This is a genomic window from Methylobacterium oryzae, from assembly GCF_021398735.1.
Taxonomy (GTDB): domain Bacteria; phylum Pseudomonadota; class Alphaproteobacteria; order Rhizobiales; family Beijerinckiaceae; genus Methylobacterium.
The window spans coordinates 270,685-293,139 of record NZ_CP090349.1 but is presented as its reverse complement, the minus strand read 5'-3'; the positions used below and the strand labels follow the sequence as shown (position 1 = coordinate 293,139).

Annotated in this window: 20 protein-coding genes; 13 read left to right on the top strand and 7 right to left on the bottom strand. The window is 72.5% G+C overall.

Translation table 11 applies throughout. The features are described 5' to 3' along the window. Positions 1–5: 5 nt before the first annotated feature. Positions 6–1,172 (bottom strand): methionine ABC transporter ATP-binding protein, encoded by a 1,167-nt coding sequence (locus LXM90_RS01430; RefSeq protein ID WP_234081593.1) that lies wholly within the window; start codon positions 1,170–1,172, stop codon positions 6–8. Further along, positions 1,172–1,972, bottom strand: a complete 801-nt coding sequence (locus LXM90_RS01425) for a MetQ/NlpA family ABC transporter substrate-binding protein (RefSeq protein WP_234081592.1) — start codon at positions 1,970–1,972, stop codon at positions 1,172–1,174. The genes LXM90_RS01430 and LXM90_RS01425 overlap by 1 nt, the downstream gene beginning before the upstream one ends. Positions 1,973–2,497: 525 nt before the next feature. On the opposite strand from LXM90_RS01425, the gene LXM90_RS01420 reads away from it, so the two are divergent. The 7 genes from LXM90_RS01420 (at position 2,498) to LXM90_RS01390 (ending at position 9,874) form a co-directional block, all read left to right on the top strand. Continuing rightward, entirely contained in the window at positions 2,498–2,740 is a 243-nt protein-coding gene (locus LXM90_RS01420; protein WP_100253618.1) for a hypothetical protein, read from the top strand. Between the two features lie 410 nt (positions 2,741–3,150). Then, complete coding sequence (locus tag LXM90_RS01415) at positions 3,151–4,374, top strand: metallophosphoesterase family protein (protein WP_234081590.1); 1,224 nt, start codon at positions 3,151–3,153, stop codon at positions 4,372–4,374. A 67-nt stretch (positions 4,375–4,441) separates the two neighbouring features. Beyond that, positions 4,442–5,710, top strand: coding sequence for an arsenic transporter (locus LXM90_RS01410; RefSeq protein WP_091928587.1), 1,269 nt, complete (start codon positions 4,442–4,444; stop codon positions 5,708–5,710). Positions 5,711–5,744: 34 nt separating this feature from the next. Beyond that, on the top strand, positions 5,745–6,665 hold the full coding sequence (locus tag LXM90_RS01405) for a DMT family transporter (RefSeq protein WP_020096018.1): 921 nt from the start codon (positions 5,745–5,747) through the stop codon (positions 6,663–6,665). Positions 6,666–6,677: 12 nt separating this feature from the next. Next, positions 6,678–8,075 carry a TAXI family TRAP transporter solute-binding subunit gene (locus tag LXM90_RS01400; protein ID WP_043713328.1) on the top strand — a complete coding sequence of 466 codons (1,398 nt, stop codon included), beginning with the start codon at positions 6,678–6,680 and terminating at the stop codon, positions 8,073–8,075. A gap of 1 nt (position 8,076) precedes the next feature. Beyond that, positions 8,077–9,522, top strand: coding sequence for an adenylate/guanylate cyclase domain-containing protein (locus LXM90_RS01395; protein ID WP_026605372.1), 1,446 nt, complete (start codon positions 8,077–8,079; stop codon positions 9,520–9,522). 112 nt (positions 9,523–9,634) lie between these two features. Next, a complete protein-coding gene (locus tag LXM90_RS01390; RefSeq protein WP_020096021.1) occupies positions 9,635–9,874 on the top strand; it encodes a hypothetical protein in 240 nt (79 codons plus the stop codon). 83 nt (positions 9,875–9,957) lie between these two features. On the opposite strand, the gene LXM90_RS01385 is transcribed toward LXM90_RS01390, so the two are convergent. The 5 genes from LXM90_RS01385 to LXM90_RS01365 all read right to left on the bottom strand — a co-directional run bounded on the left by LXM90_RS01385 (position 9,958) and on the right by LXM90_RS01365 (position 15,962). Beyond that, a complete protein-coding gene (locus LXM90_RS01385; RefSeq protein ID WP_020096022.1) occupies positions 9,958–10,899 on the bottom strand; it encodes a hydroxyacid dehydrogenase in 942 nt (313 codons plus the stop codon). A gap of 88 nt (positions 10,900–10,987) precedes the next feature. Beyond that, entirely contained in the window at positions 10,988–12,673 is a 1,686-nt protein-coding gene (locus LXM90_RS01380; protein WP_267965805.1) for a putative bifunctional diguanylate cyclase/phosphodiesterase, read from the bottom strand. Beyond that, positions 12,674–13,471, bottom strand: a complete 798-nt coding sequence (locus LXM90_RS01375) for a hypothetical protein (RefSeq protein WP_020096024.1) — start codon at positions 13,469–13,471, stop codon at positions 12,674–12,676. After that, the gene (locus tag LXM90_RS01370) at positions 13,461–14,930 is read right to left on the bottom strand and encodes a cytochrome P450 (protein ID WP_020096025.1); all 1,470 of its coding nucleotides are present in this window, start codon (positions 14,928–14,930) and stop codon (positions 13,461–13,463) included. The genes LXM90_RS01375 and LXM90_RS01370 overlap by 11 nt, the downstream gene beginning before the upstream one ends. 168 nt (positions 14,931–15,098) lie before the next feature. Continuing rightward, complete coding sequence (locus LXM90_RS01365; protein WP_020096026.1) at positions 15,099–15,962, bottom strand: S1 family peptidase; 864 nt, start codon at positions 15,960–15,962, stop codon at positions 15,099–15,101. A 381-nt stretch (positions 15,963–16,343) separates the two neighbouring features. On the opposite strand from LXM90_RS01365, the gene LXM90_RS01360 reads away from it, so the two are divergent. The 6 genes from LXM90_RS01360 (at position 16,344) to LXM90_RS01335 (ending at position 22,453) form a co-directional block, all read left to right on the top strand. After that, on the top strand, positions 16,344–18,227 hold the full coding sequence (locus LXM90_RS01360; protein WP_026605374.1) for a methanol/ethanol family PQQ-dependent dehydrogenase: 1,884 nt from the start codon (positions 16,344–16,346) through the stop codon (positions 18,225–18,227). Positions 18,228–18,437: 210 nt separating this feature from the next. Continuing rightward, positions 18,438–19,346, top strand: coding sequence for a methanol oxidation system protein MoxJ (gene moxJ, locus LXM90_RS01355; RefSeq protein ID WP_020096028.1), 909 nt, complete (start codon positions 18,438–18,440; stop codon positions 19,344–19,346). A 96-nt stretch (positions 19,347–19,442) separates the two neighbouring features. Then, on the top strand, positions 19,443–20,030 hold the full coding sequence (moxG, locus tag LXM90_RS01350; RefSeq protein ID WP_020096029.1) for a cytochrome c(L), periplasmic: 588 nt from the start codon (positions 19,443–19,445) through the stop codon (positions 20,028–20,030). Positions 20,031–20,116: 86 nt separating this feature from the next. Beyond that, complete coding sequence (locus LXM90_RS01345; protein ID WP_020096030.1) at positions 20,117–20,407, top strand: methanol dehydrogenase [cytochrome c] subunit; 291 nt, start codon at positions 20,117–20,119, stop codon at positions 20,405–20,407. Between the two features lie 163 nt (positions 20,408–20,570). Beyond that, on the top strand, positions 20,571–21,602 hold the full coding sequence (locus LXM90_RS01340) for an AAA family ATPase (protein WP_026605375.1): 1,032 nt from the start codon (positions 20,571–20,573) through the stop codon (positions 21,600–21,602). Next, positions 21,599–22,453: a DUF58 domain-containing protein gene (locus LXM90_RS01335; RefSeq protein ID WP_234081588.1), complete on the top strand. Its 855-nt coding sequence runs from the start codon at positions 21,599–21,601 to the stop codon at positions 22,451–22,453. The genes LXM90_RS01340 and LXM90_RS01335 overlap by 4 nt, the downstream gene beginning before the upstream one ends. Positions 22,454–22,455: the final 2 nt, after the last annotated feature.

Here is a 22,455-nt window from a genome sequence, read left to right as displayed (position 1 = left end):
TCGTCTCACCCCTCCGCCGGGTCGGCGGGGACGTAGCCGACCCGCTCCACGTCGCCGCCGAGCGTCCGCAGCCGCGCCTCCGCGCCCGGATCCTCGGCCGGGACGGCCACCAGCATCCGGCCGACCGCGTGGCCCTGGATCCGCTCGATGCCCGCCTGGAGCAGGCGCACCGGCGCCCCGGCCCCCGCGAGGCCCGAGAGGTCGGGCGCGGCCCGGCCCGAGCAGGTGATCCGCAGGATCGCCCAGCCGCCCGGCGCGGGCCGCGGCTGCAGCCGGGCCGCCAGATCCGGCGGCAGCCCGCGGGTCAGGGGTTCGAGCAGCGCCCGGGTGGTCGGGTGCTCGGGCGCCCCGAACACGCGCCAGACCGGCCCGGTCTCGACGACCCGGCCGCCCTCCAGCACCACCACGTCGCTGCAGATCTCGCGGATCACGCTCATCTCGTGGGTGATCAGGATGATGGTGATCCCGAGCCGCCGGTTGATGTCGCGCAGCAGGTCGAGGATCGCCAGCGTCGTCTCCGGGTCGAGGGCGGAAGTCGCCTCGTCGCAGAGCAGGATCTCCGGATCGCTCACGAGCGCCCGGGCGATGCCGACCCGCTGCTTCTGGCCCCCGGAGAGCCGCGACGGGTAGGTGTCGGCCTTGTCCTCCAGGCCGACGAGGCGCAGGGCCTCCGCGACCCGCGGGCCGATCGCGTGCCGCGGGACGCCCGCGACCGTGAGCGGCAGCGCCACGTTCTGCCGGACGGTCTTGGCCGCCAGCAGGTTGAAGTGCTGGAAGATCATGCCGATGCGCCGGCGCAGGGCGACGAGCCCGTCGGTGTCGAGGGCGTCGATCGGGGCGCCGTCGACCAGGACCCGGCCCGAACTCGGCGCCTCCAGCCGGTTGACCGTGCGCAGGAGGCTCGACTTGCCCGCCCCCGAGCGGCCGATGATGCCGAAGATCGCGCCGGCGGGGATCGCGAGGTCCACCCGGTCGAGCGCCTGCACCGGCCCGGCGGCCGAGCGGTAGGTCTTCGAGACGGACTCGAACCGCACCGTGCCGGTCTCCCGGTCGGCCTCGCTGCCGGGCGCGGCGGCCGGGGTCCGGGCGGCGGTCGCGGCGCCCGGGCTCGTCCGCCCGGCCGCGGCCGGCGTGCCCGGATCGCGCAGGCTGTCGAAGATCAGGCCGACCATCAGTTCTGCCACGCCAGCAGGTACAGCTTGTCGCTGTTGGCGAAGGACTTGCGGATCTGCTGTTTCACGGCCTCCGAGTTCTGGAAGAGCGTCACGAATTTCCGGATCACGGGGTCCTCCTTGCGGGCGGCCTTGGTGACGAAGCTCACGGCGAAGCGCCGGTCCTCGATACCGGAATAGATCAATCCGCTGGTCGGGTCGAAACTGCCGGCCGCCACGATGAAGTGCGGGTAGCCCAGGGCGAGGTCGACGTCGCCGGTGATCCGCGCGAGCTGCGGCCCCTCGACCTCGGTGAACCGCAGCGTCTTCGGGTTCTCGACGATGTCGTCGAGGGTGCCGAGGAAGCCGACACCGTCCCTCAGCGTGATCAGCCCGGCCTTCTGGAGGAGCAGCAGGCCGCGGCCCTGGTTCACCGGGTCGTTGGCGATCGCCACCGTGCCGCCCGCCGGGATCTGGTCGAAGCTCTTATGCTTCAGGGAGTACAGGCCGATATTGGACAGGATCCCGAGCCCGACGATGTCGAACGCGTAGCCCTTCTGCTTGGCGGCGTTCTCCATGAAGGGGCGGTGCTGGAAGAAGTTCACGTCGATGTCGCCGGCGTCGAGGGCGACGTTGGGCGTCGTCCAGTCGCTGAACTCGACCACCTTGACGTCGAGGCCCTCGGCCTTGGCCTCCCGGGCCGCGACCGTGACGGCGTCGCCGTAGGCGCCGGGCACGACGCCGACCCGGAGGGTCTCCGCCCCGGCCGGCAGGGCCCCGAGGCTGAGCGCCGCGACGGCGAGGAGACGCAGGAACTTCATCGGGCGGGAACTCTGATCGGGATGGACGGGGGCAAGTCCGGCGGTCGGGCCGCGATGGTTCGCGCCGCATCCGAAGGCATGCGGACACGATCCATCAAGTCGACAGGCGCCGTCTCACGTGGATGATTGTCTCGCGTCAGGTTTAGATCAGCGCGGCCCGCCCCGAAATTCTAAAGATCGTCGTTCGACGACACGAACGATCTCCCGATACCCCTGAACCGGAGAGGCGCATGCTGCGCCCCCGCGGAACTCCTCTCCGGCCCCGCTCCGTCCCCGCGCGCGCGGTCCGGCCCCGGGGACGGGGCGCGGCGCCCGGGCGGATCCCGGTCGCCCGGACCGGTCGCCGAATACAGGTCGGTCCGGCGGGCGGAGCGCCGGAACAAGCCTTGTCGGATCGGATTGAACCTGCGATTATCCAGTCATCGCAACGGCTTAGTGAAGATCATGCTCTTCCGCGAGCACTCCGCGAACGAAACCTTCTCCCCCATCCTCGATCCGGGGGATGAGCCTTCCCGGGTCGCGGAGATGCCCCGCCGCCCGGTCCCCGAGGCCTGGTCCGGCGTTGCCGCGCCGGCCCTCGCCCCGGGCGACGAGGTGGTGTTCGACCGGCTCGACCTCGCCGAGATCCTCGGGATCTGGCGCCATGCCCGCGGCCGGGTCGTGGGGCTCCACCGCCCGTGGGGCGCGGCCGCCACCGTGGACGTGCAGTTCGAGGGACACGAGACCCTGGAACGCTACCTGCCGGATCTGTTCCGGCGCGTGCACTGAGGCGCGCCGCAAACCCGCCGGCCGGCGGAGTCATTGGCTGACCCCGGGCTGACCCCGGGCTGACCCCGGGCTGACCCCGGGCTGACCCCGGGCTGACCCCGGGCTGACCCCGGGCTGACCCCGGGCTGACCCCGGGCTGACCTTGCGCCGACATCGCCCGGATCTGTCGGCTGAGAGGACAGCGAGTGTCTGTTTTCACGACACTTCGCGGCGCAGGGCACGGATCGGGCCCGCGCTCACGAAAATGTAGGGCCCCACCGGCGCGCGTCTCCCCCCGGGGCCGGAACCCCGCCGGCTCCGAAACGTCGGGCCGGTCGCGACCACCGCGGCCGATCTCCCGGCCGGGGCGGACGGGCCTGTCCGGGGGGCACGATGGCTCAGGAAAACCACAGACGGCGCGCGGGCGCGCCATGACGGCGAGCCACGGCGTGTTCGCCTTCGCGCATATCGGCGACCTGCATCTCGAGCGGGGCTCCGACCCCCACGCCGCCGACCTGCGGGCGATGCTCGCCGAGGTGGCGGGGCTGCACCGACACGATCTCCTCGACTTCGTCTACATCCCCGGCGACCTCGCCGAGGACGGGCGGGCGGAGCAGTACGCGGTCCTGCGCGAGGCCCTGGACCGGCACCCGGACCTGCCGGTGCGCCTGATCGCCGGCGACCACGACCGCCAGCACGGCACGATGGCGGATTTCGACGCCCTGTTCGCCGCGGTCGCGGGCAGCCCGCGCGGCGGCGGCCACGCGGCGCGGCGCCACGACCTGCCGCGCCCGCGCGACCCCGTCTCGGTGACGCACTACTACTTCGCCGAGACCTGGGCCGGCGTGCGCTGCCTGTTCCTCGACATGGTCAGCCCCGGCTACGGCCAGAAGGGCTTCGGCCTCGATTTCCGCCTCGGCCCCCACCAGCTCGCGTGGCTCGGCGAGGAGCTGGCCCGGGCCGAGCGGGAGGGCCAGCCCTGCGCGGTCTTCGCCCACACCTACCCGGACGACCTCTGCGTGCCCGACGAGCGGGCGGCGCTCGCCGGCCTGATCCGCCACTACGGCGTCCGCCTCGTCGAGATGGGCCACACCCACTACAACGAGCTCGCCCCGGACGGGCGCACCCTCTACGCCGCGGCCCGCTCGGTCGGCCAGAACGAGGACGGCTCGGTCGGCTACGCGGTCGCGGCGATCGACGGGCCGGTCGCGAGCTGGCGGTTCAAGCCCCTCGACCGGGCACTGCCCTTCGTGATGGTCACGAGCCCCGCCGACCGGCGCCTCGCCACGGCGCCCCTCGACGCCGCCGACGGCACGGTCTCGGTGCGCGCCCTCGTGCTGTCGGACCGGCCGCGGGCCGCGTGGCGCTGTCACCTGCGCGTCGATGGCGGCCCGGCCCACCCGATGGTGCCGGACGGCCCCCGGACGGTCCACGCCCGCATCCCCTGGCGGGACGGCGCGCGCCGCCTCGCCGTCACGGTCGCGGACGGCACCGGCCACACCGACACCGAGGTGATCGAGCCCGTGGACCGGAGCTTCGTGCCGCCGCCCGCGCACGAGCGGCCCGGCAGCGACGCGTTCCGCCTGCCGGCCTGGCCCGAGAAGGGGCTCCGGGGCGACCAGCTCGGGCCGAACCGCAACGGCCGGCACTGGTAGCCGGTCCCGCCCGAATCGCGGCACACCGCACCGCACGATCCACCCCACCAGAGGACCACCGCAACCGATGGGCGCGCTGACGCTGACCCCCAACATCGCGACCTGGACGATCGCTGCCCTCGCGACCCTCGGCGTCATCCTGCGGCCGTTCGCGTGGCCGGAGGCGATCTGGGCCGTGCTCGGGGCCGGCGCCCTCGTGGCCCTCGGCCTGCTCGCCCCCGCCACCGCCTGGGACGGCGTGCTGAAGGGGACCGACGTCTACCTGTTCCTCGTCGGCATGATGCTGATGTCGGAGGTGGCCCGGAAGGAGGGCCTGTTCGACTGGCTCGCCTCGATCGCCGTGCGCGCCGCCAAGGGCTCGGCGACCCGGCTGTTCACCCTCGTGTACCTCGTCGGCACCGTCGTCACGGTGTTCCTGTCGAACGACGCCTGCGCGGTGGTGCTCACGCCCGCCGTCTACGCGGCCACCAAGGCAGCCAAGGTGGAGAACCCCCTCCCCTACCTGTTCATCTGCGCCTTCATCGCCAACGCGGCGAGCTTCGTGCTGCCGATCTCGAACCCGGCCAACCTCGTGGTCTTCGCCGAGCACATGCCGCCGCTGGTGCGCTGGCTCGGCCTGTTCGCCCTGCCCTCGCTGCTGGCCATCGCGACGACCTACGCGGTGCTGCGGCTGACACAGGCGAAGACCCTGCGCGGGCAGGAGGTCGCCACCGACGTCGAGGCTGTGCCACTGTCCCGCACCGGCCTCGTGGCGGGGATCGGCATCGTGGCGACCGGCGGCGTGCTGATCGCGGCTTCCGCGCTCGGCCTCGACCTCGGCCTGCCCACCTTCGTGGCCGGGCTCGCCACCACGATCGTCGTGCTGCTCCTCAAGCGCGGCGGCCTCGTCGAGGTGGCCAAGGACGTGTCGTGGAGCGTGCTGCCGCTGGTGGCCGGGCTGTTCGTCCTCGTGGAGGCCCTGGAGAAGACCGGCGTCCTGGCGATGCTGGCGGACCTCCTCAAGGGCTACGCCCACGCCGCCCCGGAGGCCACCGCCTGGGGGGCGGGCGGCCTCGTCGCGGTGCTGTGCAACCTCGTCAACAACCTGCCGGCCGGGCTGATCGCGGGCGCCGCGGTCCAGACCGCCCACGTGCCCGAGAAGGTGGCGGGCGCGATCCTGATCGGCGTCGATCTCGGGCCGAACCTGTCGGTGACGGGCTCGCTCGCCACGATCCTCTGGCTGACCGCCATCCGCCGCGAGGGCCAGGATGTCGGCGCCTGGACCTTCCTCAAGCTCGGCCTGCTGGTGATGCCGCCGGCCCTCGCGCTGGCGCTCGCTGGCCTGCTCCTCGTCTGACCCTCCCTCCCCGCAAACCCGAAGGTCCGCGCGCGTGACGGCTGCCCTCCTCTATCCCTTCATCCTGGTGGCGGGCGCGCTGCAGGCGATCGGCAATGCCATGAACGCGCAGCTGCGCGGCCGCATGGTCAATCCGTGGCTCGCCGCGACGGTGTCGTTCCTGCCGATCGTCTTCGTGTTCACGACCCTGTTCCTCACGATGCCGACGCCGCTGCCGAGCCTCGACTCCCTGGGCAAGATGCCCTGGTACGCGCCCCTCGGAGGCTTGGCCGGCGCGGTCGCGGTGTTCGGCGGCCTCGCCTTCATCGACAAGGTCGGCGCCGGGCCGTTCAACGGCCTGACGCTCACCGCCAACATCCTCACCTCCCTGGCGATGGACGCGCTCGGCCTGTTCGGCCTGCAGGCGGCGGGCTTCAAGCCGATGCCCTGGCTCGGCGGCCTGCTGATGGCGGTGGGCGTCACCTTCATCGCGCGCTCGGGCGGCAAGAGCGACGGCGGCGGCTCGGGGGTCGGCGGCAAGCTGCTCTACCCGTTCATCCTCGTGGCCGGCGCCCTGATGGCGATCGGCGTGGTGTGGAACGCGCAGCTCCGCGGCGCCCTGGAGAATCCCTGGCTCGCCGCGACGGTGTCGTTCGTGCCGGTCGTGTTCGTGTTCGCGCTGATGTTCCTGCTGCGGCCGTCGCCGCTGCCGACCCGCGACGACGTCGCGGGCGTCCGCTGGTGGATGCCCCTCGCCGGCCTCACCGGGGCGGTCGCGGTCTTCGCCGGACTGCTCTTCGTCGACAAGGTCGGGGCCGGCGCCTTCAACGGCCTGCTCATCACCGCCAACCTCCTGACCTCGGTGGCGCTCGATCATTTCGGCTGGTTCGGCATGAAGCGGGTCAAGGCCGGCCCGCCGCGCCTGATCGGCGCCGCCCTGATGGTCGGCGGCATCGTGCTGATCTCGCTGTTCTGAGTGGCCGGGGCGATGTGGACCCTCCCCGCCTGGATCCTGCGCCGGGAGACCCTGCTCCTGGCCGGGGCCGCCCTCCTGGGCGCGGGCGGGGTCGCGGCGTGGTACCTGCTCCAGGCGACGGTGCTCACCATCGCGGTCGCTCCCCGGGACGGGACCGAGCCCGGCCTGATCAAGGCCTACGCAGACGCGCTCGAGGCCGCGCACGAGAATGTCCGGCTGAAGATCCTGTCCTTCGACGACGTGCGCGAGAGCGCCGCCGCCCTGCAGGACGGGCGCGCCGACCTCGCGGTGGTCCGCCCCGACGTGCTCCTGCCGACGAACGGCCTGACCCTGGCGATCCTGCGCGACCAGGCGATGGTCATCGCCTCGCCCGAGCAGGCCGGGATCACCAGCTTCCCGAAGCTCGCCGGCAAGCGGCTCGGCATCGCGGCGCACCGGGACGCCGATCTCTGGCTGCTCCGGAACCTCCTCGGCTATTACGGGCTCACCCTGGAGGAGGCCGCCGGCCCGGCCCGGGACTCGACGGTCCTGCTGGTCCCGGTCGACCAGGAGGCGGTGGCCGGCGCCTTCCGCGAGAGGCGGATCGACGCCTTCGTCAGCATCATCGCGCCCTCGGCGCCGAAGGCGCTGGCCCTGGTCTCGGCCGTGCAGGGCGTCGCCCGCGGCGGCAAGGTGGCGTTCGTCGCCGTGGAGGATGACGGCGCGGTGATCGAGCGCTTCCCGCGGCTCCAGGCGGTCACCGTCCCGGGCGGCCTGTTCGGCGGCCGCCCGAAGCTGCCGGCCGACGACGTGAAGACGGTGGGCGCCTCGTACCGGCTGATGGCCCGGGCTTCCTTAAGCCGCGTCGTGGCGGCCGACGTGACCCAGCAGCTCTTCGAGAAGCGCGGCGCCGCCGCCCTGGCGACGGACGCCGCCGAGTACGTCCAGGCCCCGGCCTACGACACGACCGTGGCGGCCACCAGCGCCCGCATCCCGATCCATCCGGGGGCGATCGACTATTACGAGCGCGACCAGCACGGCTTCATCGAGCGCTACGGCGACACGCTCTACCTCCTCGGCGCGCTGGTGGGCGGCCTCGTCTCGGTGCTGGCCTGGATCCGGCAGCGCCTCGCCAGCCTGCGCCGCGAGCGCATCGACGAGCTCCTGGACCGGCTCCTGGAGATCGCCGGGCAGGCCCGGGCGCTGCGCGACCCGGCGGCGATCGAGGCGCTCACCGTCGAGGTCGACGCGCTGGCCATGGACGTCGTCCGCTACGCCCGCGAGCGGGAGCCGGACACCCGCACCATGTCGGCGGCGTCCGTCGCGATCGACACGGCGCGGGCGACCATCGCGGATTGCCGGGCGCGGGCGGCCGAGGACGGGGGGCGGACCGGGCGGCCCGTCCGGCTGCACGGCGCGGGCGGGGCCTGACATGTCCGTCCCAGCGCCCGCGCCCGCCACCGTGCCCGCCACCGCAACAGAATCGGACCGGAGCGACGCCGCGCCGGACGCCGCCTCGGTCAGGGCGCGTGTCGGCGCGCGCGTGGGCGCGCGGGTGCAGCGATCCCTGCGCTCGCGCACCGTGACCTGGATGACGGTGGGGTTCGCCACGATCCTGGTGATGACCGCCATCGCGCTCGGCGCCTTCGTGTACCAGCAGCGCGGCGTCGACGCCGTGCGCCACACCGTGGCGGTGGACGGGCGCCTCGCCCGGGTCCTGTCGGCGGTGCAGGACGCCGAGACCGGCCAGCGCGGCTACCTGCTCACCGGCGACGAGGCCTTCCTGCTGCCCTTCACCGAGGGGCGGCTGAACGTCGACCAGCAGCTCGATCTCCTGCGCGACCTCGTCCAGGACGATCCCGACCAGCGGGGCGACCTCGACACCCTGGCCGGGCTGATCCGCCGGAAGCTCGACGAGCTCGGCGCCAGCGTCGCCCTCATGCGCGCCGGCGACGGCGCGGCGGCCCGCGCCTCCGTGGCGGACGGGCGCGGCAAGCAGGTGATGGACGCGATCCGCGACCGGGTGCGCCGCATGGAGGCGCACGAGGCGCGGCGGATGGAGCGGCGGCAGGCGACGGTGTCGCGGATCGCCCTGGCCATCTGGGTCATGGTCGGGGCCCTGGCGGTGCTGTTCGTGCTGTTCGCCGTGTCGGCCCTGCGGGAGGCGACCCGGCGCAACCGGCTGTCGCGGTTCCTGCCGCAGGAGCTGGTCCTGCGGCTCGCCGACGGCGACGGGAGCCTGAAGGCCGGCCGCCGCCAGCAGGCCGCCATCGTGTTCGTCGACATGCGCGGCTCGACCACCCTGGCCGAGAGCCTGGATCCGCACCGGCTCTCCGAGTTCCTGTCCGCCTTCCGGCGGCGGGTGACGCGCCTCGCCCGCCTGCGGGGCGGCGTGGTCGACAAGTTCATCGGCGACGGCGCCCTGGTGGTGTTCGGTCTGCCCGAGCCCCGGCCCGACGACGCGGCCCGCGCCCTCGCCTTCGCGCAGGACCTCGTCGCGGTGATCGCCCGCTGGACCGACAGGGCCGCACCCGCGCAGGCCGTGCGCATCGGTGTCGGCGTCCATTACGGCGAGGTGTTCTGCGGGATCATCGGCGAGGAGGCGCGCTACGAGTTCACCGTGCTGGGCGACGCCGTCAACGTCGCCGCCCGCCTCGAGCAGGCGACCAAGCTCCACGGCGTCCCGATCCTGGTCTCGGAGGCCGCGCGGCGGGCCGCGGGGGCGCCGGCCGAGGCGTGGCGCGAAGTCAGTCGCGAGCCCCTGCGGGGGCGCCGCGAGCGCATGGCCTACCACACGCCCGCCGCCCCGGGAGCGGGCGGCCCCGGCCCCCGCCGGGAAGAAGATATCGCGTTTCCGGCGGTCGAACCGGCCCTCTGAGAAGAACCTGCCTGTCGTGGGGATCGAATGGAGAACAAGCATCTCCGTGCGCAGCGAAATTCGAAAGACGTGTCCATTGCGAACGGACCTGCCGAGCGCGACATTCGGCACCATGCGCAGCGCCTCTGAAAACCAGTCGCCGGCCTTCGATCCGTTCGGCGAGCCCGTCGCCGACGGCGTCGCCGGCGCCTGCCCGGCCACCTCGACCGGCGACCGCACGGCGCGGCGCGTCGGCGGTGCGGTGTTCTGGACGCTGGCGCTCGCGATCCTGGCCGGCCGCGTCTACGCCTACGATCTCCCGGCCGTGCAGGCCGTCGCCTCGCACGCTGCCCAGGTGCTCGCCCTGCGCTGAGCCTCCCGGTCGAGACCGTCGAAGGCGACCCGCGCGGCGCGCAGGTTGCCGTCGATGTGCAGCCGCGCGCGGGCCCTCCCGGTTCAGTCCCTCGTGAGGTGGCGGCGGACGGCCTGGGCCGTGACGGCGGAGACGCGCACGTTCGACTCCTGCGTCACCCCGGCGATGTGCGGCGTGAGGACCAGGTTCGGCACGTCGGCGAAGACGGCGCCCGCCGCCGCGTCGAGGGGTTCGCGGTCGAACACGTCCAGCGCCGCGCCGCCGAGATGGCTGGACCGTAGGGCTTGCGCCACGGCGGCCTCGTCCACCACCCCGCCCCGGGCCGCGTTGATCAGGATCGCGCCCTTCGGCATCCGCGCCAGCACCGCCGCGTCGATCAGTCCGCGGGTCTGATCGGTGAGCGGCACGTGCAGCGAGAGCACGTCGCTCTGCGCGATCAGCGCGTCGAGCGCCTGGCTCTGCACGGGGCCGTAGGCCGGGTTCCAGGCAGGGTCGTCCGCGGCCACGAAGGGGTCGTGGGCGGCGACCGTCATGCCGAGGGCCGCCGCCCTCCGGGCAGTCTCGCGGGCGATCGACCCGAAGCCGACGAGGCCGAGGCGCTTGCCGGCGATCTCGCGGCCCATCAGGGCGTTGCGCGGCCACGTCCCGGCCGCCACGCGGGCCGTGGCCCCGTAGGCGCCGCGCAGGAGCAGCAGCGCGGTGGCGACCACGTACTCGGCGACCGCGCCGTCGTTGGCGCCGGTGGCCGGGTAGACCGCGATGCCCCGGTCCCGGCAGGCTGGGACGTCGATGTTGTCGAGGCCGACGCCGAGGCGGCCCACCACCTTGAGGTCGCGGGCGGCGTCGAGCAGGGGGCCGCGGACCTGGGTCCGGTTGCGCACGATCAGGGCGTCGGCCCGGGCCACGGCGGCGGCGAGGTCCCCGGGCCGGTCGACGAGGCCAGGATCGTACTGCACGTCGAGGCCGGCGAGCTCGGCCGCGATCGCGGCCTCGTCCATGAACTCGCTGATGACGACCTTGGGCATGGCGCGCCTGTGTCCCGGTTCCGCGTGATCGTCTCCCGCTAGAGCCGTTCCGGCCCGCGTGGCAACCCGGATCCGGGCTCGCCCGCCCTCAGGCGACCGCGCGGACCGCCCGCTCGGTCGGGAGCGCCCGCCGGGGCAGGCTCTCGATCAGGCCGGGGATCTCCTCGGGCGGCCGGGCCGGGCTGTACAGGAAGCCCTGCGCGCTGTTGCAGCGCCGCAGCCGGAGCAGCTCGGCCTGCTGCTCGGTCTCGACGCCCTCCACGGTGACGTCGATGCGCAGGTCGCGGGCGATGACCATGATCGCCTCGATCACCGTCAGGCATTCGGGGCGGCTGCTCAGGTCGCGCACGAAGGCGCGGTCGATCTTGATCTTGTCGACCGGGAACTGCGTCAGGTAGCTCAGCGAGGAGTAGCCCGTCCCGAAATCGTCGAGGGCGATCCGCACGCCGAGCGCCCGCAGGGAGCGGAGATTGTCCAGCACGTGCGGCGTGTTGGCCAGGAAGATCGACTCGGTGATCTCGATCTCCAGGCGGTCCGCCGCGAGGCCGGTCTCGCCCAGCACCGCCGCGACGTCGGCGAAGAAGTCGGGCCGGCGGAAATGGACCGACGAGATGTTGACGGCGACGCGCAGGCGCACCGGCCAGGTCAGCGCCTCCGCGCAGGCCCGCCGCAGGGCCCAGCGCCCGATCGCGAGGATGAAGCCCGTTCCCTCGGCGATCGGGATCAGCTCGGCGGGCGAGACGGGGCCGAGACCGGGCCGGGTCCAGCGGAGCAGCGCCTCGCAGCCGACCACTTGGCCGTCCTGCAGGCTGACCAAAGGCTGGTAGTGCAGCGCCATCTCGCCGTCGGCGAGGGCCTGGCGCATCGCCTCGTCGAGTTCGTGCCGGCGCTGGACGCGCACGTCCAGGTCGCGGTCGAAGCCCCGCCAGCGCCCCTTGCCGCCCTGCTTGGCGCTGTAGAGCGCCAGATCCGCCTTCCGGAGCAGGTCCTCGGGCTCGGTCGCGTCCGCGGGGGCGCAGGCGATCCCGACGCTGACGCCGATCTCCGCCCGGACGCCGTCGATGAGGTAGGGCTCGCGCAGGGTCGCGATCGTGGCCTCGGCCAGGGCCTGCGCGGCCGCGCCGTCCCGGCCGCGCTGCAGGATCGCGAACTCGTCGCCCCCGAGACGGAACGCCTGCGCGTCGGCCGGGAGCAGGGCGCGCAGGCGATCGGCGACCTGCCCCAGCAGGGCGTCGCCCGCGGCGTGGCCGATGCTGTCGTTGACGGTCTTGAAGCCGTCGAGGTCGAGGTAGAGCAGGCTGACCGTCGTGTCCGGGGCCGGTTGCGCGTTCTGCGGCGCGTTCTGCGCGGCGGCCGCGCAGGCCTCGGACGCGACGTCGTGGAACATGACCCGGTTCGACAGGTCGGTCATCGGGTCCCGGGTGGCCAGATAGGCGATGTGCGCCTCCGCCCGGCGGGCCTCGGTCACGTCGGAGCCGACGCCCCGGAACCCCGCGAAGCGCCCCTTCTGGTCGAGGAACGGCTTGCCGCTCAGCCGGAGCCAGCGCCGGCCGGCCGGCGTGTCGACGGCGATCAGGTGCTGGTGGAAGGCGACGCCCCGCCGGAGACGGTCCACGAGGTCGGCGCTCTGGTCGGCCTCGGGGGGCGCCTCCGCCCGGCCGGCGAGCAGCGCCGGGAACGAGGCGTGCTGGAGCCTCTGCACCGGGCAGGCCAGCACGTCCGCCATCCGGGTGGAGACGTGCTGGAACCGTCCGGTCCCGTCCGTCTCCCACAGTTAGTCGCTGGCATTCGCCTCGAAGGCGTTGAGCAGCAGCCCGATCGTCTCGCTCTGGTCCTCGACCCGCACGCGGTCGAGGATGCGCTGGCGCGACAGGCGGCTCATGCGGCTCACGCTCGTCACCACGAAGATCGCGTAGACGGCGAGCAGGAAGCCGATGCTGAGCGCGACTGGCTCCCCGGACCGGGCCAGCCCGACGAAGCTGCCGACGATGACCGGGACCGCGAACAGGTACGAGACCGACAGGAGCGGGCCGACCACGTAGGCGTCCGAGATCAGGCCGGCCACGATGGCGACGACGAGCAGCCGCGCGTCGCCGCCGGAGGGGGCGAACAGCACGACCGGCAGGGTCGCCCAGGCGAGGCCCAGGGCGAAGGCGAGGCCGGCGGAGATCCGGCAGCCCCACCGGACGGTGTGCGCCGAGGCGGTGTCGCCGTGAGTGCGCCAGTAGAGCCAGGTCGCGTAGGTCGCCGCCGTGATCAGCACCGCGACCACGGCGAGCAGGCCGAGGAGGTAGGTGTGCGAGGCCGAACCCCAGAAGAAGTACGCGACGGCCAGCGCGATGATCAGGTGCGTCACCGCCGAGTAGGTGGCGAGCTTCAGCGTCTCGTCGAGGAGCCCCGCCCGCACCTGCAGGCGGTAGCGGCTCGGCAGCGCGTCGTCGGCGTCGGGACCGAAGAGGCGGGCGAGCAGCGATCCCGGCCGGCGGTCCGGCCAGGTCCCCCGCCGCGCGCCCGGCCCGGTCGCGCCCGCGGAGATCTCGGGCGACACCTCGGGCGACATCTCAGGCGGCATGGGCCGCCCCCTGCTCGGCCCCGTGCTCGGCCCCGTGCCCGTCCCCCTGCCCGGCCCCGTGGCGGGGCGCGACCCTCATGGTCAGGCCGCCCCTGGGCCGCAGGGTCACGCGGAACTGCGCCGCCGGCATCTCCGCCGTCACCGGCCGGAGGCGGAAGGCGGGCAGCAGCGTCGCCAGGACGACGAGGCACTCGGTCAGGGCGAGGCCCATGCCGATGCAGACCCGCGGGCCGGCGCCGAACGGCAGGTAGGCGTAGCGGTCGCGCGCGGCGGCCCGCTCCGGCGCGAAGCGGCCCGGGTCGAACGCCTCCGGACTTTCCCAGAGCAGCGCGTGCCGGTGCAGGGCGTAAACCGGCACGTGGACCGACTGCCCGGCCGGCACGACCGTGTCCCCGAGCCGGACCGGGGCCCGCGTCCGCCGCACGATCAGCGGGGCCGGCGGATAGAGGCGCATCACCTCGAGGAGCACCTGACGCGTGTAGGGGAGCCGGTCCACGGAACCGGGATCGGACTCCGGATCGGCGCCGAGGCGCGCCATCTCGGCGACGACGCGCTCCTCCACCTCCGGGTGCTCGGCCAGGACCCGGAAGGTCCAGGCCAGCGCCAGGGCGGTGGTCTCGTGGCCGGCGGACACGAAGGTCAGCAGGTTGTCGACGAGGCTCGCCTCGGTGAGCGGCGCGCCGGTCTCCGGGTCCCGCGCCTGCAGCAGGAGGCCGAGGAGGTCGGAGCCGGGCTCGCCGCGGGCCCGGCGGCGCGCGATCGTGCGGGCGACCTCGCCGCGCAGGTAGCGCACCGCCTCCGCCCCGGCCCGGGACCCCGGATGCGGGATCCAGGCCGGCGCCCGCAGCATCTCCAGGGCGATCTTCCAGCTGGTCTGGCCGAGATAGGCGTCCATCGCGGCCCCGAAGGGCCCGACCTCCAGGTAGGGATCGCCCGACACCATCGTGGCGACGATGACGTCGAACGTCGTGCGCATCATCTCGCGCAGGATGTCCCGCTCGCTCCCGGCGGGATCGGCGTCGCGCCAGCGCGCCCGCGTCGCCGCGGCGGCCCGGGCCATGGCCGGCACGAAGCTCCGGACCCGGTCCGGGCGGAACATCGGGGTCGCGGTCCTGCGCTGACGCCGCCAGTGGTCCCCGTCCGCGGTGAGGACCCCCGCGCCGAGGGCCGGGGCCAGCGCCCGCAGCATGAAGGGTTCCCGCTCCAGCGCCTCGGCCTGGTCGACCATCAGGCTGCGGATGTGGCCGGGATCGCAGACGTAGGTGGTCCGCTGGCCGAGGAAGCGGGTGGTCACCAGGGGTTGTGTGTAGATCTGCCGGGGCCAGGCCTCGATCAGGCTGCCCAGCATCGTGACGAGCACGGATGGCAGCGCGACCGCCTCGGCCACGCCCTCTGCCACGGCCGCCGCGAACGGCGGCCGTCCCGGCGCGCAGACCCTGAACGTTCCGACAGCGGGCATACCGGCTCCCTCGCGGGACCAGATTCGAGGTTCAACGTTAAGTTTTGGCTTGCCGCCGCGGCGCCGTCGAGCGCTTCCCCCGGCGCCGGGGCGGAAAACGCCGCCTTGCTTACCGGGAGCTTACCGGATTCCCGGGGAGGCGCCGCGGACACCCGGGGGCGGCCCGCCCTAGCGGTCCCGGGTCGCGCGGGCCTGAGCCTCGAGGGCCTCGTGGAGCCGGCCCTCGATCAGCAGGGCCGAGCCGTAGTGGAACTCGATGTCGAAGGCGTGGCGCTGGTTCATCGAGAGCGACGCGCTCTGCATCGCGATGAGATGGCCCTCCGCGTCGAACAGGCCCGAGCCCGATCCGCCGTAGCCGTCGTTGCAATCGTGGCGGGCGCGGCGGATCGCGCCCTCGCTCGGCGGATCGATCCGCCGGACGGCGCAGGATTCCCGGCTGCTCTGCCCCCGGTAGTTCTCGTGCCCGGCCGGTGAGACCATCGTCACCGGGAGCGTCAGGTCGCCGGTCGGAAGGGTGGGCGGGTCCGGGATCGGCTGCGGCCGCGCCTCGGCCGGCTCGGCGAGGCGCAGCAGCGCCCAGTCGTCGGTGATGTGCAGGCGCCGCGCCTCGGGCTCGACGCCGAGTTCCAGGATCTCGGGCACGAAGGCGTAGTTCCGACCTGCTATCTGAAAGTAGCAGTCGGCGACGTTTCGAGTAACCTCCAGTTGTCGATTGCGGAAATTGTGCGCGTTCATCAGCACGAGGGACCGGCTCCCGATCAGCCACGCGGCGGCGGCCTTCTGGGGAATCCCGTCCGGGCGCCGGCACCACAGGACGCCCGCGCCGGGAAAGCGCTCCAGGTCGGCCCCCGTCAGCTCGCGCCGCCCGTCCTGCTGGTAGAGCGCCGCGAGACGGCGTTCCCCGCCGGTCCCGGCCGCCAGGGCCGCAGGCGCCAAGGTCGCGGGTGCCAGGATCGCAGGCGCCAGGGCGAGAGCCGCCCAGCAGGCGGCCAGCGCCGGAGAGCGGGCCGCGCAGCCCGTGACATGACCCATGGCGTCCTCCCGGGACGGGTCGGCGGCCGGCTCCGGGCCCGCACGCCCGCGTATCGTTCCCACCTGTCTGGCCCACCTGTCTGGGATGGCGGCCGGCTCTCGGTCAAGGTCTCCGTGATCTTACCAGATCTCCGGTGTTCTTTTGCCAAATCATCCCGAAAAGAAATGTTTCGTTTTGCAAAGACACGCATTACAAGCCGTGCGAATAATCAAGTGGCGCACAACGATAATAAGTCTTTCATAAGCTCAGCGAATACTGGAAATAGCCCGGTTATCGCGACGCTGGAGGCGGGTTTGTCGGTGAAAGTCGTGTCGCCATCGAATCAACACCACGATGACTGCGAGGCCAAACGGCGTGGCAGTCCGGCGAGGAGACGCAGGATGATCAGGCTCCGGAATTCCGTCTCGGCATTGGCGATCATGGCGCTCGCGCCGGTCGCCATGGCGGGCGTGGCGCAGGCCAACGACAAGCTCGTCGAGAAATCGAAGAGCGACGAGAACTGGGTGATGCCCGGTAAGAACTACGACTCGAACAATTACAGCGACCTGACGCAGATCAACAAGAGCAACGTCAAGCAGCTCAAGCCGTCCTGGACGTTCTCCACCGGCCTGCTCAACGGCCACGAGGGCGCGCCGCTCGTCGTCGACGGCGTCATGTACATCCACACCTCGTTCCCCAACAACACCTTCGCCCTCGGCCTCGACGATCCGGGCAAGATCCTGTGGCAGGACAAGCCCAAGCAGAACCCGGCCGCGCGCTCGGTGGCCTGCTGCGATCTCGTGAACCGCGGCCTCGCCTACTGGCCCGGCGACGGCAAGACCCCGGCGCTGATCCTCAAGACCCAGCTCGACGGCAACGTCGCCGCCCTCAACGCCCAGACCGGCGAGACGGTGTGGAAGGTCGAGAACTCCGACATCAAGGTCGGCTCGACCCTCACGATCGCCCCCTACGTGGTGAAGGACAAGGTGATCATCGGCTCCTCGGGCGCCGAGCTCGGCGTGCGCGGCTACCTCACCGCCTACGACGTCAAGACCGGCGCGCAGGTCTGGCGCGCCTACGCCACCGGCCCGGACGAGGACCTGCTGCTCGCCAAGGACTTCAACATCCACAACGCCCATTACGGCCAGAAGGGCCTCGGCACCTCGACCTGGGAGGGCGACGCCTGGAAGATCGGCGGCGGCACCAACTGGGGCTGGTACGCCTACGATCCGGGCACCAACCTGATCTATTTCGGCACCGGCAACCCGGCGCCGTGGAACGAGACCATGCGTCCCGGCGACAACAAGTGGACGATGACGATCTTCGGCCGCGACGCCGACACCGGCGAGGCGAAGTTCGGCTACCAGAAGACGCCCCACGATGAGTGGGACTATGCCGGCGTCAACGTGATGATGCTGTCCGACCAGAAGGACAAGGACGGGAAGATGAGGAAGCTCCTCACCCACCCGGACCGCAACGGCATCGTCTACACCCTCGACCGGACGGACGGCACGTTGGTCTCGGCCAACAAGATCGACGACACCGTCAACGTGTTCAAGTCGGTGGACCTGAAGACCGGCACGCCGGTGCGCGATCCGGAATACGGCACCCGGATGGACCATCTCGCCAAGGACATCTGTCCCTCGGCGATGGGCTACCACAACCAGGGTCACGATTCCTACGACCCGAAGCGGCAAGCCTTCTACATGGGCATCAACCACATCTGCATGGATTGGGAGCCCTTCATGCTGCCCTACCGGGCGGGTCAGTTCTTCGTCGGTGCGACGCTGAACATGTATCCGGGCCCGAAGGGTGACCGGCAGAACTACGAGGGCCTCGGCCAGATCAAGAGCTACAACGCCATCACCGGCAAGTTCAACTGGGAGAAGATGGAGCGCTTCGCGGTCTGGGGCGGCACCACCGCCACCGCCGGCGACCTCGTCCTCTACGGGACGCTGGATGGCTTCATCAAGGCGCGCGACTCCGACAACGGCGACCTCCTCTGGAAGTTCAAGCTGCCGTCGGGCGCCATCGGCTACCCGATCACCTACACCCACAAGGGCACCCAGTACGTCGCCATCTACTACGGCGTCGGCGGCTGGCCGGGCGTGGGCCTGGTGTTCGACCTCGCCGACCCGACCGCCGGCCTCGGCGCGGTGGGCGCCTTCAAGAAGCTCGCCAACTACACCCAGATGGGCGGCGGCGTGATGGTGTTCTCGCTGGACGGCAAGGGCCCGTACGACGACCCGAACGTCGGCGAGTACGCGCAGCACGCCGCCAAGTAAGGGCCGCGCGGCAGGCCTCCGAGCGAGGCCCGCCCGACGACCTCCCACCTGACGACCTCCCGCCGGCCCGACGGCCGGCGGGATCTCGGGACGGATCCGAGCGGGCGGGGCGACGCCATGCCCCCCCTCAGGCCCCGCCACCTCCGCCCCGCCACTCCGGCCCCACCGGACACGCCACAAGAAACGCTTCGACAACAGGGATAGACGTCCATGCCGCGCCCGCGCGCACGCATCCTGGCGGCCCGCTTCGCCGCCGTCCTGACGCTCGCCACCCTGGCCGCCGGGCCGGTGGTGGCCCAGGAATCCGAGGCCCAGGCCATCCAGTCGGATCCCGGCAAGGCCCCGGCCGCCCCGCCGGCCGACCCCGCGACCCTGCGGATCTGCGCCTCCGAGAAGCAGCCGCCCCTCTCGATGAAGGACGGCTCCGGGCTCGAGAACCGCGTCGCGGTCGCCGTCGCCGAGGCGATGGGGAAGAAGCCCGTCTTCGTCTGGCTCGAGAAGCCCGCGATCTACCTCGTCCGCGACGGCCTGGAGAAGCGGACCTGCGACGTGGTCGTCGGCCTCGACAGCGACGACCCGCGGGTGCTGACCACCCGGCCGTACTACCGGAGCGGCTACGTCTTCATCACCCGCGCCGACAAGGATCTCGACGTGAAGTCCTGGTCCGACCCGCGGCTCAAGACCCTCGACCACATGGTGGTGCCGTTCGGCTCCCCCGGCGAGGCGATGCTCAAGGATATCGGCCGCTACGAGGAGGACATGGCCTACCTCTACTCGCTGGTGAACTTCCGCTCGCCGCGCAACCAGTACACCCAGATCGACCCGGCCCGCATCGTCAGCGAGGTCGCCAACGACAAGGCCGATGTCGGCGTCGCCTTCGGCCCGGACGTGGCCCGCTACGTCAAGGATTCCCCGACGCCGCTGCGCATGACGCTGGTCCCGGCCGACACGGTCGGCAGCGACGGCCGCAAGGTCCCGCAGGTCTTCGACCAGTCGATGGGCGTGCGCAAGGACGACGAGGCCCTGCGCAAGGCCCTCGACGCCGGGATCGAGAAGGCCCGGCCCGCCATCGCGACGATCCTCAAGCAGGACGGTGTGCCGGTCGTCGCCTCGAACTGAGGCTGCCCCACCGAGACCGCCCCACCGAGACCGCCCCACCGAGACCGGCCCGGCGCGTCCGGGCCATCGATCAGGACATCAGGACCCGCTCAACAGATGCACATCGTACGTTCGGCCCGCGTCGCCCTTCTCACCCTCGCCGTGGCGATGCCCGCCGCGGCCCGCGCGCAGCCCCAGTCCGGCCCGCAGACCGGCATCGTCTTCCGCAACACCATCACCGGCGAGGCGATGGACACGGCCGAGGGCAAGCCGGGCGGGCGGGACACGCAGGCGGTCAAGACCTTCTTCCAGACCGGGAAGAACCTCTACATCGACGACAAGTCCTGCCTGCGGAACGGCGAGAGCCTGTTCCTGACCTCGTGCTCCGGCTGCCACGGCCATCTCGGCGAGGGCAAGGTCGGGCCCGGCCTCAACGACGATTACTGGACCTACCCGGCGAACACGACCGATGTCGGCCTGTTCGCGACCCTCTGGGGCGGTGCCAACGGCATGATGGGACCGCACAACGAGGATCTCAATCCCGACGAGATGCTGCAGGTCATCGCCTGGATCCGTCATCTCTACACGGGCCCGGTGAAGGATGCCGAGTGGCTCACCGACGAGCAGAAGAAGACTTACAAGCCCTTCAAGGAGGGCGAGACCTTTGCCAAGGACGTGCCCGGCCAGTGCAAGCCGCTGGACTAGCCGTTCTCGGCAAGTCGCGCCCCGCGGGAGACGGGGCGAACCGGCGGCCCGACCGGCCGCCCCAGGAAGAGACGGAGGAATCTACGATGCGCACAGTGATCACGGCGGCGATGCTGATCGCGGGGGTGGCCTTCGCGGTGCCGGCGCTGGCCTACGACGGTCAGACCTGCAAGGCGCCGGGCAATTGCTGGCAGCCGAAGCCCGGCTTCCCCGAGAAGGTCGCCGGGACCAAGTACGATCCCAAGCACGACCCGAAGGAGGTCAGCAAGCAGGCCGAATCCATCAAGCAGATGGAGGAGCGCAACAGGAAGCGGATCGAGAACGCCAAGAAGACCGGCAAGTTCGAGTACGACGTCGCCAAGATTTCTTCGAATTGATCGCGGCCAACTGAACGCGGCCGATTGATCCGGCCGTCCTGGGGCCGGCCCGCGCCGCGGCGCCGGCCCGCAGCGACGCTCGGCACCGCGCCGCACCGACACGCCGCACCGTTACCCGGCGCCGCCGTTCCGGCGCCCCGCCCGACACCGCAGGCACCGCCTCATGAACACCCTCCGTTCCGGAGACACGATGCTCACCGACTGGCGGGCGGCGGCGGCCCGCTTCGAGGCGGAGGTCGCCAAGGCGGTGGTCGGCCAGGAGCGGGCGATCCGCCTCGTGACGATCGCGATCTTCGCCCGCGGCCACGTGATGCTCGAGGGCGACGTCGGCGTCGGCAAGACCACCCTGCTGCGGGCGGTGGCCCGGGCGCTGGGCGGGGCCTACGAGCGCGTCGAGGGCACGGTCGACATGATGCCGACCGACCTGATCTACCACACCTACCTCGGCCCCGACGGCCGGCCGCGGGTCGATCCCGGCCCGGTCCTGGCCCGGGCCGAGGATCTCTCGGTGTTCTTCTTCAACGAGATCAACCGGGCGCGGCCGCAGGTCCACGCCCTGCTGCTCCGGCTGATGGCCGAGCGCAGCGTCCAGGCCTTCGGCCGCACCTACACGTTCCCGAACCTGCAGGTCTTCGCCGACCGCAACCGCGTCGAGCGGGAGGAGACCTTCGAGCTCCCGGCCGCGGCCCGCGACCGCTTCCTGATGGAGATCGGGCTGGAGGCGCCCCGAGACGCGGCGGTGCGCCGGAGCCTGGTCTTCGACCCGCGCTTCCACGACACCGACGCCCTCGTCGGCGCGGTCGCCGAGGGCGTGCTCGACCACGCCCGGATCGGCGGCATCGCGGCCGCGATCCAGCACGCCGTCCGCGCGGAGCCGTCGATCGAGGCCTACGTGGTGGCCCTCTGGGACGCGCTGGTCCGCCCCGCGGAGGCCGGGATCCGGCTCCCGGGCCTCGACACCGCCACCCTGGTGCAGGGCGGCGCCTCGCCGCGCGGCGTCGCCTTCCTGGTGCGCGCCGCCCGGGTGCGGGCGTGGCTGGAGGGCCGCGAGTGGCTGGTGCCGGAGGACGTGCGGGCGGTCTTCACCGAGGTGATGGCCCACCGGGTCTTCCTCGAGCCCGTCCACGAGTTGCAGCGCGGCGCGATCGTGCCCGCCCTGTGCCGGGCCGCGTTCGAGACGGTGCCGGCGCCGTGAGCGACCCGCGCACGGCCGACATCGTCTACCTGCCGCGCTGGCGGCCGCGCGGCAGCCGGGCCGGCCTCCACCGGGGGCGCGACGCCGGCGGCGCCGGCCCGTTCCGCGATCAGGTGCCGTTCCTGCAGCTGCCGGATGCCCGCCGCATCGACCTGCGGGCGACGCTGCGCGACCCGTTCGAGGGCGTGCATGTCCGCCGCTTCGAGGCGCGGACCGCGGTCGAGACCTGGGTCCTGGTCGATCTCTCGGCCTCGATGGGCTTCCGTGGCACGGCCGACCGGGCGCGACTCACGGGTGATCTCTGCCGGGCGCTGGCCGTCTCGGCGACCCGGATCAGCGACGGGTTCGGCCTGATCGGCTGCGACGAGACCCTGCGCGACGACCTCACCCTCCCCGCCACCCGCCACCGGGGCGCGGCCGTCGCCGCGGCCGAGCGGGTCGCGGGCGCGCCGCGCGCGGGACGCGGCTGCGCCGGCATGCTCGAGGCCGCGCGGCGGCTCGCCGGGCGGCCGAAGCTCGTCTTCCTCGCCTCCGACTTCCGCTGGCCGGAGAGCCTGATCGCCCGGGTCTTCGCCGCCCTGGCGCCGCACGACACGGTGCCGATCCTGCTCGCCGACCCCGCCGAGGCGGAGGCGCTGCCGGCCTTCGGCCTCGTCGAACTCGACGACCTCGAGGGCGGCGGTCGCCGCGTGGTCCTGCTGCGCCCGAGCCTGCGCCGGGCCTGGATCGCCCGGGAGCGGGACCGGATCGCCGCCCTGGAGCGCGCCGCCGCGCCCTTCGCCCGCCGGGTCTTCCAGCTCGCCGGGCGCTTCGACGCCCAGGCGCTCACCCGCCACCTGATGACGACCTGAGC